The sequence below is a fragment of the Gemmatimonadota bacterium genome (genome assembly GCA_016712265.1).
GTDB lineage: Bacteria > Gemmatimonadota > Gemmatimonadetes > Gemmatimonadales > Gemmatimonadaceae > RBC101.
This window is the reverse complement of the sequence record JADJRJ010000030.1, coordinates 470,554-483,411: the sequence shown is the minus strand read 5'-3', so window position 1 is coordinate 483,411 and position 12,858 is coordinate 470,554. Positions and strand designations below refer to the sequence as shown.

The 12,858-nt window shown below is 66.8% G+C and carries 12 protein-coding genes; all 12 read right to left on the bottom strand.

Annotation, left to right across the window (positions count from 1 at the left end; all coding sequences use genetic code 11):
• Positions 1–21 precede the first annotated feature (21 nt).
• The gene (gene rodA / locus IPK85_17435) at positions 22–1,284 is read right to left on the bottom strand and encodes a rod shape-determining protein RodA (GenBank protein MBK8249161.1); all 1,263 of its coding nucleotides are present in this window, start codon (positions 1,282–1,284) and stop codon (positions 22–24) included.
• On the bottom strand, positions 1,281–3,053 hold the full coding sequence (mrdA, locus tag IPK85_17430) for a penicillin-binding protein 2 (GenBank protein MBK8249160.1): 1,773 nt from the start codon (positions 3,051–3,053) through the stop codon (positions 1,281–1,283). The genes rodA and mrdA overlap by 4 nt, the downstream gene beginning before the upstream one ends.
• Complete coding sequence (mreD, locus tag IPK85_17425; protein ID MBK8249159.1) at positions 3,050–3,535, bottom strand: rod shape-determining protein MreD; 486 nt, start codon at positions 3,533–3,535, stop codon at positions 3,050–3,052. Before mreD ends, mrdA begins: the two co-directional genes overlap by 4 nt.
• Complete coding sequence (locus tag IPK85_17420; GenBank protein ID MBK8249158.1) at positions 3,532–4,569, bottom strand: rod shape-determining protein MreC; 1,038 nt, start codon at positions 4,567–4,569, stop codon at positions 3,532–3,534. Before IPK85_17420 ends, mreD begins: the two co-directional genes overlap by 4 nt.
• A 12-nt stretch (positions 4,570–4,581) precedes the next feature.
• On the bottom strand, positions 4,582–5,619 hold the full coding sequence (locus tag IPK85_17415) for a rod shape-determining protein (GenBank protein ID MBK8249157.1): 1,038 nt from the start codon (positions 5,617–5,619) through the stop codon (positions 4,582–4,584).
• Between the two features lie 119 nt (positions 5,620–5,738).
• On the bottom strand, positions 5,739–6,239 hold the full coding sequence (dut, locus tag IPK85_17410) for a dUTP diphosphatase (GenBank protein ID MBK8249156.1): 501 nt from the start codon (positions 6,237–6,239) through the stop codon (positions 5,739–5,741).
• A 12-nt stretch (positions 6,240–6,251) separates the two neighbouring features.
• The gene (locus IPK85_17405) at positions 6,252–7,175 is read right to left on the bottom strand and encodes a bifunctional riboflavin kinase/FAD synthetase (GenBank protein MBK8249155.1); all 924 of its coding nucleotides are present in this window, start codon (positions 7,173–7,175) and stop codon (positions 6,252–6,254) included.
• Positions 7,168–8,031, bottom strand: a complete 864-nt coding sequence (gene truB / locus IPK85_17400; protein MBK8249154.1) for a tRNA pseudouridine(55) synthase TruB — start codon at positions 8,029–8,031, stop codon at positions 7,168–7,170. Before truB ends, IPK85_17405 begins: the two co-directional genes overlap by 8 nt.
• Positions 8,012–8,395, bottom strand: coding sequence for a 30S ribosome-binding factor RbfA (gene rbfA, locus IPK85_17395; protein ID MBK8249153.1), 384 nt, complete (start codon positions 8,393–8,395; stop codon positions 8,012–8,014). The genes truB and rbfA overlap by 20 nt, the downstream gene beginning before the upstream one ends.
• A gap of 41 nt (positions 8,396–8,436) precedes the next feature.
• Positions 8,437–11,160 (bottom strand): translation initiation factor IF-2, encoded by a 2,724-nt coding sequence (infB, locus tag IPK85_17390; GenBank protein MBK8249152.1) that lies wholly within the window; start codon positions 11,158–11,160, stop codon positions 8,437–8,439.
• A 9-nt stretch (positions 11,161–11,169) separates the two neighbouring features.
• Entirely contained in the window at positions 11,170–11,529 is a 360-nt protein-coding gene (locus IPK85_17385) for a ribosomal L7Ae/L30e/S12e/Gadd45 family protein (GenBank protein MBK8249151.1), read from the bottom strand.
• A 5-nt stretch (positions 11,530–11,534) separates the two neighbouring features.
• The gene (gene nusA / locus IPK85_17380) at positions 11,535–12,854 is read right to left on the bottom strand and encodes a transcription termination factor NusA (GenBank protein ID MBK8249150.1); all 1,320 of its coding nucleotides are present in this window, start codon (positions 12,852–12,854) and stop codon (positions 11,535–11,537) included.
• Positions 12,855–12,858 lie beyond the last annotated feature (4 nt).

Below are 12,858 nucleotides of genomic sequence, written 5' to 3'. Positions count from 1 at the left end.
GCGGTAGGATCGGAACGCGATTTAGCGCCGCAACCCGATCGGGAGGGCGTCAGCCTCGCCACGTCCTTCAGCGGACACGCGGACCAAAATGCCCACGGCCAGCCAGCAGGACAACATGAAAGACCCCCCATACGAGAAAAACGGCAGGGGAATCCCCGTGATCGGCATGAGGTTCAGCGTCATCCCCACATTCACGACGACGTGGACAAACCAGCTTGCGAGGAGCCCGAATGCGACCAACGAGCTGAATCCGTCGTTGGCCCGGGCAGCGACGCGGATGACCCGAAGAAACAGAAAGAGGAAGAGCGTCAGTGCCGCCGAAACACCGAGAAAGCCCAGCTCCTCACCAAGAACCGCAAAAATGAAGTCGGTGGTCTGGGCGGGCAGGAAGGCTCCTTGTTTCTGCGTCCCCTCGAGGTATCCACGACCGGTGAGCCCACCGGAACCGATCGCAATCTGTGACTGGATGACGTGGTACCCGGTTCGCTGGGGATCCTGTTGGGGGTCAATGAACACCAGGATGCGGCTTTGCTGGTGTGGTTTGAGGTTGTCCCAGAGGACGGGGGCAGCAACCCCCATGACCACATTGGCGACGATCAGCACGACGCCCTCGACCACGTACGGCTTGAACCAGAGGACCAGGGCAACGAGGAGCAGAAACCACGCCCCCCAGAGCCCGGTGCTGAACGCGAGAATGAGTGACACGGCTGGGCTGGCGACCAGCAAGAGCAAGGGCCAAGAGGTGCCCGCCCAGAACATCATCCCGAAGAAGATCCCGACGAAGACCATCCCCGTCCCCAGGTCGGGTTGTGCCATGACCAAGAGCCAGGGCACCAGCACGGCCACGGCGGGGACGATGAGGTCGACCAGCGACTTTGGCGCCTCACGGCGCCCGGCGAAGAGCCGCGCCAGCATCAACACGACGGCGATCTTCGCCAACTCGGAGGGTTGCCCCAACCGCACCCCGCCAATGGTGAGCCACCCACTCATGCTCTTGGCCGTCCCCGCGCCGGTGCCGAAGGCGAGGGTAATCAGGAGCAGGACAATGGACAGGGTGTACGCGGGAACGGCGACCCATTCGAGAAAGCGGACGCTGGCCCGCGAGACCACGTAGGCCATCACCAAGCCGGCGCCGAGCCACATCAGTTGGCGTTGCCAGGCATTCATGTCGACCACGACCTGCGCATCGGTCTGGCCGGCCGAGTAGACCATCGCCACACCGTACGCCGTCAACAGCAGGGCGAGGAGCGCGAGCGGATAGTCAGCGACGACGCGCTTGATCAATTGCCCACCACGTTGGCCGGCTCGATCGCCGGGCGCTTGAAGAAGTGCGAGATGATCTTCGAGGCGATCCGCGCTGCCGCATAGCCGTGTTCACCCTGCCAGAGCATCACCGCGACCACGATCGTCGGGTCATCCTGCGGGGCCATGCCGACAAACCAGGCATGGTCACGCGAGGTCTCGTTCTGTGCGGTCCCCGTCTTGCCTGCCAGCTGAACTCCGTCGATGGCGGCGCTGCCCGCGGTCCCGCGGCCTGAGACCACATCGCCCATCGCCGCGCGCAAACCGGCGAACTGGGCCGGGGTCAGCTTCAGGATTTGGGTTCGCTCGGGGGATCGGGCGACGACCTCGGGCGTGGCGGCGAATCCGTCGGTGGCGAGCGCGGTGTAGAAGCGCGCCATGTTCAGCACGGTTTGCGAGTTCTTCCCCTGGCCGATCGACAGGTTCAGCGTTTCCCCGTTACTCCAGTTGCCTCTCCCGAACGTGGAGTCCAGGTACGCCGTGCTGGCGGGCCACAGAGGCTTCACTTCGCTTGGCAGGTCGATTCCGGAGCGTTCCCCCATCTTCAGGCTCACGCCGCCGGCGAGCAGGCGCGAGAGCGACATCCGCAGACCCAGCTGGTAGAAATAGACGTCACACGACTTCGCGATGGCCTCGCTCAGCGTGACGGCGCCATGTCCGCCCTTGTCCCAGCACCCCCATGATCGAGAGCCGTAGACATAGCCGCCCGTGCAAGGCCGCGGCATCCGGCTATCGAAGTCCACGAGGCCATCCTGCAGCGCCAGGGCGGCGGTGGCGAGCTTGAAGGTGGACGCTGGGGGATACAGCCCCTGCATCGCCTTGTTGTACAACGGCAACCGCACCTTGTCCGCGTTCAGCTCGTCCCAGTACTCCTGCTGGATCCCCCCGATGAACCGATTCGGGTCAAACGAGGGAGAGCTATGCAGCGCGAGTACCGCCCCCGTCTTCGGCTCGATGGCGACAACCCCAGCCGCCAGCGTATCGCCCAGATAATTCGCTATGAACCGCTGGAGGTCGAGGTCGATGTTGGTCTTGAGCACCTGGCCCGAGACCGGGGCGTCGAAATCGCGGTCGGCGCCATCACGCACCACGCGACCGCGGGCGTCCACCTCAACGAATCGGCTGCCTTCGCGTCCCCGCAATTCGGCCTCGTACTGACGCTCGAGCCCCGACCGACCGATCTCCTGGCCACTCTTGTATCCCTCAAACGCCTCCGTGCCGAGTTCGGTATCCCGGATCTGGCCCGTGTACCCCGTGAAGGCCGCCACTGCGGGGCCATCAGGGTAATACCGCTTGGGTGCGGATTGGATGATGAGGCTTGGAAACTCGACGCGATGTTCCTCGAGCACCGCCACCTGGTCATACGAGGCGTCGGACAGGATCACCGTGGGCCGGTTGGGATCCTTCCGGAATCGTTGCACCGCGCGATTGACCTCCCCCTCGCTGAGCGGAAGGATGCGCGTCAGCGCGACCAGCGTCGATCGCAGGGAATCCGCGGAGGCGCCAAGGATCGACACCGAGTACCCGGGAACGTTCTCCGCGATGATCTCACCGTGTCGATCGTAGATGACCCCACGCGCGGCAGGCAGCGGTACCTGCCGCAAGCGATTGCGCTCCGAGGAGAGTCGGTAGGCCGCATCGTCGAGCACCTGCGCGCGAAAGAACGCGCTGCCCAGGGCGGTCATGGCCACGAGGATCGCCGCCGTCGCAGCGACCCCACGTCGCTGGATGTCGTTCGGATGGAAGCTCATGTCCCGGGCGGTTCGAGGATTCCGCGAAACAACACGAGCAGGACGAGCCCCGCCAGCGCCGTCACGGCCGCCGCCAGCGGTGACCAGAGCAGCAGCTGCGCGGCCCCATCCCCCCAACCGACTTGCTGCCGCAGCACCACCGAGACTACGTCATGGGCCCACTTGCCGCCGAAGAAGAAGACGGCGTGCAGCATCACGTTGTCGGAGAAGAACACCGCCTTCAGCCACGACGCGGTGAAGCCGAGCACGGTCAGTGTGAAGGCCCCCACGCCGAAGGCCTCGGGAAGCAGCGCATCGCCCAACAACCCAACGACGAGTCCCGTCACCGCCGCGACGCCTGGGCGCAATCGCACGGCCGCGAGGAGTACGGCAATCACCAGGAAGTCCGGCGTCACCCGCCACGCGACGAGTGGTGTCACCGAGAAGTGCAGGATGATCAGGAAGACGCACAGCAACAGGGTGCGGAGGCCGCGGCTGTTCATGGCACCCTCCGCCCAGAGTCACGCAGTGCCGCGCCGCCGGCAGCCGCGATGGAATCCGTGACCCGCTGCATCTCGGCCAGGCGCGCCGCGTCGTTGAGCTGGCGCAACGAGTCACCGGCGGCCACCGCTCGTGCCCGCGCGGCCTCGGCGGCGGACGAATCCGGCCAGGCACCGGACAGGTCGTTCCCCTGGACCGACGGGGACAAGATGAGGACCGCCGAGACCCAGGCAGGGTGTGCTGCTGCACGCAGGAGGTAGGTCCGCGTCCACTGCGCGGTCGTCGGGACCTCCCCGATCACCCGCCCGACCACAATGCCCCGCGGAAAGACGCCGCCGAGTCCGGTCGTGACAATCGTCGTCCCTGAATCCAGCGCATCGCGGTACGCGACGCCCCGCAACTCGAGTAACATGCGGTCTGGTTCGGCACAGGCTATCTCATCCAACCCGCGACAGGCGCTGCTCGCCTGGCCGGTGAGGTGCGGGGCCACGATCCCCACCGTTTGCCCGTCGGCGGACATCGCCGAGGCGCGGAAGTTGGGGTGCGACCACAGGATCGCATGACTCGTGCGTTCGTCCACGAAGGTCAGCCGGCCGACCAACCCCTCCGGCGCGACGACGGCGCTGTTCGCGAACACCCCATCACGGCGACCGGCCGTCAGGACGAGCGTGTGGCTCTCACCAGGGAGGTGCCCGTGCAGCGCGGTGGCCGGGGTGAACCCGGTCCGCACTTCCGCGCCAATCCCGAGCAACCCGCGCAAGGTCGCGTTCTCCGCGGCCAATTGCCGATGGGCGACGTCACGCAGCGCGAGCGAATCGAGTCGCTGGACGATATTGTCGCGCTCCGCCAGGGCCGCGCGTGCGCGCTCGGACTGCTGCTGCAGCGCCAGCAGGGGGCGCGCAAGGCTTCGCTGGAGCGCTGCGGCCACGGCATCGCGCGTACCCCCGGGGAGCACCATGGCCATCACCGCGACCAACGCGGACGCCACCAGGAGCGCCGCGTCGATCCGGGTGCCGGCTTTCGCCGCACGCGCCATGACGATTCCTCGTCAGGAAGAAAGGACCGAGAAGTACTTCTGCTCGTCGTCGAGGATGCGCCCTACCCCACGAACGACGCAGGTCAGGGGGTCTTCGTCCACGTGGATCGGCAGGCCCGTCTCCTGGCTGAGCACGACATCCAGACCGCGAATCAGGGCACCGCCACCGGTCATGACGATGCCGCGATCGACGATGTCCGAGGACAGTTCCGGCGGGGTGATCTCGAGGGCCCGACGCACCGCGTCGACGATCTGCTGGATCGGCTCCTGGATGGCTTCACGGATCTCCGACGAATGGACGCGAACGATCTTCGGGATCCCCGAGACCAGGTCGCGCCCCTTCACCTCCATCTCGCGCTCCTCCCCGACGGGAGCCGCGGACCCGACGGTGATCTTGATCTGCTCCGCCGTGGGCTCGCCGATCAGCAGGTTGTAATTCTTCCGCATGAACTGGACGATGGCCGTGTCGAGCTCATCCCCGGCTGTGCGGATCGAGGTATCGGAGACGATGCCGGAGAGGGCGATCACGGCGATCTCCGTGGTCCCCCCGCCAATATCGATAACCATGTTCCCGGTGGGAGTCTCGATGGGGAGCCCGACCCCGATAGCCGCGGCCATCGGCTCGGCGACCATGAAGACCTCCTTGGCGCCCGCGCCAAGCGCGGAGTCGCGCACGGCGCGCTTTTCGACTTCGGTGATCCCGGACGGCACGCAGACGATCACGCGCGGCTTGATCTTGAACATCCGGTTCTTGATGATCAGCTCCAGGAAGTAGCGGAGCATCTTCTCGGTGACGTCGAAGTCGGCGATCACCCCGTCCTTCATCGGCCGGACCGCGATGATCCCGTCGGGCGTGCGTCCCAGCATGCGCTTGGCTTCGAGTCCCACCCCCTTCACCCGCTTGGTCTCGCGATCCATCGCGACGACGGAGGGCTCGTTCAGGACGATCCCTTCGCCCTTGACGTAGATGAGTGTGTTGGCCGTACCGAGGTCAACGGCGATCGCATTTGCGGGAAAGAGCTTCCCCGCCTTGGGGAACGGCCAGCGCATGTATGTAATACACCCTGGCGCCTGGGCGGGCGCCGGTGGACTTGGGGGGCTTCCAGGGGTGAAGCGCCTTTAAGTTATCGGAGCAGGTGAAGCGGTGCAAGGCGTTGGTAGATCACAACCTAGGTGCGACCGGACGAGCCCGCCGAGGACCCCTCGGGACCCCCGAAAGCCCTGGCGTCCCCCGACACCCCCGTGCTCCCAAAGCCCCCCTCCCCCCGCTCCGTTACCTCAAGGGCCTCTGCGACCTCCAGCACCGGGGTCTCGAAGCGGGCGAACACCGCCTGGGCGATCCGATCCCCCCGCCTAACGACCATTGGCGCCACCCCGAGGTTCCAGACGATCACCTGCAGCTCGCCGCGATAATCCGGGTCGATCGTTCCCGGCGCGTTAGGCACCACCAGGCCGTGCTTCAGCGCCAGGCCCGAGCGGGGACGGATCTGCATCTCAATACCCGGCGGCAACTCGATCACCAGCCCGGTGGCCACGGCCCGCCGCTCCCCAGGCGCGAGGGTGAACTCCGGTTCCGCCGAGCACACATCGTACCCAGCGCTGCCAGCCGTTTGTCTCGCGGGCAGCGGCAGGTCCATATTGTGCGGCAACCGCCGGACACGAATCTGCATGGTCAATCCTCGTTAGGTTGTGGCCAGGGCCGCGCGCGCCGCCACCTCATCCCGCCGCAGTTGCGCCACCAGCGCCTCCGGCGAGGCAAACCGCTCCACCGCGCGCAAGCGCGCAACGAAATCGATGCGGACCCGCCGATCGTAGAAATCTCCCGTCGCATCAAACAGGTGCACTTCCAGCGCGACCTCGGCATCGTCAAACGTCGGACGGCCCCCAAGGTTCAGCATCCCGCCAAACGCCCCCTGCGGCGTCTGTACCCGCACCGCATACACCCCAAGCGGCGGCAGCAGTTTCCGCGAGGACAACACCGGCACGTTGATCGTGGGGAAGCCCAGGAGCCGCCCGCGCTGGGCACCGGTCACCACACGGCCCCCCATCGAGTACGGACGCCCCAGCCCCTCGGCGGCCCGCGCCAGGTCGCCCCCAGCCACTGCGCGGCGCAGGAACGTCGAGGAAATCGGGTGCCCGCCTCCGCTGGTCACCGCCGTCACGACTTCCACCGAAAAACCCCGCGATGACCCAAGGTGGCGCAACACGTCGGGATTGCCGGCGCGATTCCGGCCGAACGCATGGTCATGCCCCATGAGCAGGTGCGCCACCCGGAACCGATCGACAAGCACTCGGTCAACGAAAGATGGGGCATCCAGGGCGGCGAGCGCGGAGGTGAACGGCACGACGGCGAGGTAATCGATGCCGCTTTCCACCAGCACCTCCACCTTTTCATCACCCACCGTCAGCAGCGGCGGCGCGGCCCCGGGGTTCACCACCTCGAGGGGATGCGGTTCGAAGGTCACGAGGACGGTCGGAAGCCCCCGTTCGTGACCCCGTGCGACGAGTCGCGCGAGCACGTCCTGATGGCCTCGGTGCACGCCATCAAAGGACCCCACGGTCACTACCGTCGCGGTCACGTCCGGGGGGAGGCCGCTCTCAACCATGCACCACGATCGGATATACCACGCCCTGGGACACGCGGGCGATCCCGAGCCATTCCCCCTGGGGCCCGCACAGGACCGCGGCGGCCGCTTCCAGCGACTCTGGGCGGGCAACGGTCGCCCCATGTCTGGCCCGGGCGGCCTCGGTGGCGTCCAGGGTCACCACGGGCAGCTCGCGAAGCGCATCCAATGGAGCCCGCGCCCCGGCCTCGCCCCGGCGCAGCGCCTCCCACGAAGTGGCCTCATCAACGTGAAACGGACCGCTGCGCTCGCGCCGCAGCGACGAAAGGTGGGCCGCTGAACCCGTCGTGCGGCCAAGGTCACGCGCCAAGGCGCGAATGTACGTCCCTGTTCCGCACGTCACGCGGGCGACCAGCTGCCCTTCCCCCCATGCCACCTCCTCCCACTGATGGACGGTCACGCGGGACGCCGCGAGCGTGACCGTTGCCCCGCCGCGGGCCAACGCATACGCCCGCTGTCCATCCACCTTCTTCGCGGAATACGCCGGCGGGACCTGCGCGAGCACCCCGGTCAACCCGGGCAGCGCGTCCCGGATCGCCTCGAGGGAGGGTGGCGCCGCGTCACGCGTGACCTGCCCCGTGACGTCGTCGGTGTCGCGCTCGGTGCCGAAGGAAATAGTGGCGAGGTACACCTTGGGTTCCGTCGAGACAAATCGAATGCAGCGGGTGGCGACCCCACTCATGACCACGAGCAGTCCCGTGGCGAACGGATCCAGGGTTCCGGCGTGCCCCACCCGGCGCGTCCCGACCGCACGACCGACCTGCCGCACGACATCGAACGACGTCACCCCCGCCGGCTTGTCGACGAGGACGAGTGCGTCAGTCGAGGTCGCTCGCATCGTCGCCTGGCGCCCCGTCACGGATTCGCGCGAGCAACGACTCGATGCGCGCGGCGTGTGCGACCGTCGCATCGAGACGGAACTCGATGGTCGGTGCGGAGTGCAGCCGAAGGCTGCGGCCCAACCGGCTGCGCAGGTGCGAGGCCACCGAGTGCAGCCCCTCCAGCGTGGAGGATTTCACGGCGTCCTCCCCCATGATGCTCACATAGACCTTGGCCGTGCGCAGGTCGCGCGTGACATCCACCCCCGTGACCGTCACGATGCCCGTGACACGGGGGTCCTTGACGCCCTCTGCCAGGAAGGTCGCCACTTGCTCGCGAATGGCCTCAGCCACACGGTCGGGACGTCGGGAATCTCCAGCCATCGGGCACGATGCGGGGCGGCCCGTGAGCGCGCCCCCACTCCTCAGGAATTGGGCGACTGCAGGGTTCGGGCGAACTCCTCCTTGCGATAACACTCGATCACGTCGCCGACCTTGATGTCGTTGAAATTCTCGATGCCGATACCGCACTCATACCCTTCCTTGACTTCCTTCACGTCATCCTTGAACCGTCGCAGCGAGGCGATGGTGCCGTCGAAGATTTCGGTGCTGTCTCGGATCAGGCGCACACGGCCCGTCCGGTTGATGATCCCCGACCGCACCTGGCAACCGGCAATGGTGCCAATGCGCGAGACCTTGAAGATCTCGCGGACCTCGGCCTCGCCGAGCACCACTTCGCGCTCTTCCGGGCGCAGCATCCCTTCGAGCGCCGCCTTCACGTCCGCGACCGCCTCGTAGATGATGCGATACAGCTTGATGTCGACCCCTTCACGCTCCGCGGCAGCCCGCGCATTGTTGTCTGGCCGGACGTGGAAGCCGATGATGATCGCGCCGGAGGCCCTGGCCAGCAGGATATCGCCTTCCGTGATAGCACCGACGCCACGGTGGACCACCTCGACCGACACTTCCGCGTTGGAGAGCTGCTGCAATGCGTCGGCGAGTGCTTCGGCCGGGCCGCCCTGGTCGGCCTTGATGAGGATGCGCAGGTTGCGTCGTTGACCCGCCGCGGCTTGCGACATGAAGTCCTCGAGCGTGACCGCGCTCTTGGATGTCCGTCGGCTCTTGGCCTCGCGATCGAGGCGCTCACGTCGCTGGGCGATCTCGCGAGCCTGCGTGGCGTCGTCGACGACGAGGAACTGGTCGCCCGCCATCGGGACTCCGGTCAGGCCGAGGACCTGGACCGGGATGGCAGGCCCCGCCTGCTTGACGATCTTGCCGCGTTCGTCGAGCAGCGCCCGCACGCGACCCGAGAACAGGCCGCAGATGAAGTTGTCGCCGACCCGGAGCGTCCCGCTCTGCACCAGGATCGTCGCCACCGGTCCCTTGCCGGCGTCGAGCTGGGCTTCGATCACCGACCCCGTGGCCGGCTTGTCCGGGTTGGCCTTCAGGTCCAGGATCTCAGATTGCAGGAGCAGCTGCTCCAGCAGTTCGTTGACGTGCGTGCCCTTCTTGGCCGAGATCTCGGTGGACAGCACCTGGCCACCAAACTGTTCGAGGACGACGCCGTGCTGCAGGAGATCCTGGGAGACCCGCATGGGATTCGCATCGGCCAGGTCTACCTTGTTGATCGCCACGATCAGTGGCACGCCGGCGTTCTTGGCGTGCGAGATCGCTTCGATGGTCTGCGGCATGACCGAGTCGTTTGCGGCGACGACCAGGACGACGATGTCCGTCACCTGGGCGCCGCGGGCGCGCATGGCCGTAAACGCCTGGTGACCCGGGGTGTCGAGGAAGGTGATCGTCTTCTCGTTCGGCAGGCTGACGTGGTAGGCCCCGATATGCTGGGTGATGCCCCCGGCTTCGCCGGCCACGACATTCGCTTTCCGGATGTAGTCGAGGAGTGAGGTCTTGCCGTGATCGACGTGACCCATGATCGTGACGACCGGGGGCCGGAACTTCAGCGTTTCCGGCGCATCGGCTGGTGCCGCAGCACCAAGGTCGGCCGCGTACTCCTCTTCCTTCACCGCCTGGAAACCGAACTCCGATGCGATCAGCTCGATCTGGTCGAAGTCGAGGCGCTGGTTGATGGTCACCATCAGCCCCAGGTTCTTGAAGGCGAACCCGACGATCTGAGTGGGGGGAACCTTCAGGATCTCAGCGAGCTCGGCCACCGTGATGAACTCGTTGACGCGCACGAGCTTCTTCTCACGCTCCGCTTCCTCGCGGCGCATCGCCTCGAGGTCCTGGCGTGAGTCATCGCGCCGCTGCGGCCCGCGCTTGGCGGTACCGCGCATCGACGTCATGACGCGGCTGATGTTGGCCGACACCTCTTCCTGATCCACCCGATCGCGCCGACCCTTCTTCTGCTTGCCGCGCCCTCCGGCGCCTGCGGGCGGTTGGGAGGCACCGCGATCATCGCGGGCCGGCAGTCCAACGGCGCCACCGGGGGTGGCAGACGCAATGGGCCGCGGCGGCCCGAACGGCGAGCTCCCGGCCGTTCCCCGAGGCCGCGGAGCACCAGGAACAATCGGGCGCGGTCGCGGGCGATCCGGCATTCCCTGGGCAGGCGCCGGACGCGGCGGCGGAGTGGACGTGCTGTACGCCGGCCTGGGCAGCGGTCGCGGAGGCGGGACGTCAGCAATCGGTTCGGGTACCGGCGCCGGTGCCGGCGGTGGAGGCTCAGGCGCTGCGACAGGAGCAGGAGGCGCTACCGCCGTCACGACATCTTCGACCGGCTCCGGACGCGGGGGCTCGACGACCTGGGTCGCTGGGGCGACCGCCTCAATCGTCGTCGGCTCGGGTGGCGCCGGCTCCGGCTCGACCACCTCTGGCTCGGGCACGATGATGTCGGCAGCCTTCCGGCGGCGGATCGACCCCTTGGCCGCGGGCGTGGTCTCCACGACCGCGGGCGCCTCGGTGGCCGCGGTGCCGCGACGCCGGCGGGCCGCGGCGGGAGCTGCGGGCGCCGGCTTCTCCTGGCGCGCGCGCTTCTCGCGTTCCCATCGGAGGCGCACTCGAGCGACCTGATCATCGGTCAACTGACTCAAGTGACTCCGTACAGGCACGTCCAATTGCCGGAGGAGCTGCATGAGATCCTCCGCCGGAACGCCGAATTCGCCTGCCAGGTCGTGTACGCGCAGCTTGCTCAAACGAACCTCCTAACGAGTCCCCCGGGGACTCGGGTTCCGTCCATCACGTCGATCGGGTTCGACCAGACGTCGTAACCCACCTGCCAGCGCCGCGTCGATCACGCCCACGGCCACCGTACTCTCCTTGCCTACCGCCTGTCCCAGCTCCACGGCCGACAATCCCTCAACGACCTGCACGCGCTTCGCCTCCAACAGCGGCAGCACCTTGTCGCGACTGTTGGCCGATGCATCCGGCGCCACAAACGCGATCTTCACCTTGCCGCGCCGCGCAGCGTCCTTCACGCGCTCCACCCCGACCACCACGTTACGGGCCCGCGCCCCAAGGCCAATGAGGCCAAGCAACTTGCGCTGCACCTCAGGGGCAAACACGCCGGCTACCCCTCGCCGCCGGCTTCAGCGTTCCCATCTTCCGTCGTCAATTCGGACAACATCCGCATGATGCGATCCGCCTCTTCCGGCGCAATCCCCGGGAGCTTGAGCAAGTCCTCTCGCTCCAAGTCGAGGATGTCGTTGAACGTCTTGTAGCCAGCATCCTCGAGCACGGCGACCGTCGCTGGCGGCAACCCCTCGATCTCCGAGAGGCGCACATCGCCACCGACATCCCCCTCCTCAGGCAACGGCTGGAACACCGGACCTTCAACCCGTTCCATCCATTCCCGGCTCGAATAGAGGTCGATCTTCCACCCCGACAGCTCGGACGCCAGTCGCACGTTCTGTCCATTTCGCCCGATAGCAAGCGAGAGCTGGTCTTCGTCCACCACCGCCTGGATCGTCCGGGTTTCGGGGTCCGAGAAAACGCGTGCCACCCGGGCAGGAGCCAGGGCGAGCTTCGCAAAACGCTCGGGGTCACTCGACCACGGCACGATGTCGATGCGCTCGCCATTCAACTCGTTTACCACGGCCTGCACCCGAGCGCCTTTCATCCCCACGCATGCACCGACCGGGTCGATGCTCTCGTCCCGCGACCAGACGGCGATCTTGGTCCGGCTGCCGACCTCGCGTGCCCCGGCCCGAATCTCCACGATGCCCTGCTGGATCTCCGGAACCTCCAGCTTGAACAGCGCCTGAACGAACAGGGGATCCGCACGCGTCAGGATCAAGCGAGGCCCCTTGGGCGTCTCCTCGACGCGCTTGAGTACCGCGCGAATCGGGTCGCCGGTGTGGAAGTGTTCGCGGTGATTCTGCTCGCGATAGGGCATGATGGCCTCTGCCTCGCGGTACTTCTGCAGCATCAACACGATCTTGCCCCGTTCCACTTGCTGCACTTCGCCCGTAAGAAGCTCCCCCACCCGGCCACTGAATTCGTCCCGGATGCGCGTGCGCTCACCTTCGCGCACCCGCTGGATGATGCGCTGCTTGGCGGCCTGCACCGCGCTCCGGCCAAACTCTTGAAAGTCGACCGGGATTTCCATCACGTCGCCGACCTGGAACTCCGGATCCTCGAACTGCGCCTCCTCCACGGAGACCTCGGCTCCGGCGTCCATCACCTCGGCCACCACAGTCTTGAGCAGGACGATGCGAATCTCTCCCTTCGCCTCATCCACCTCGACCTCGGCCTTCACATTGGGGCCATGCTTCTTGGCCAGGGCGGCATGGATGCCGTCCTGCAACAGGCCATGCAATTCGGTGCGATCCAGCTGCTTGATGTGCGCCAGTTCGCGAATCGCGGCCAGGATTTCTGCGGTTCCGCTCATGCCA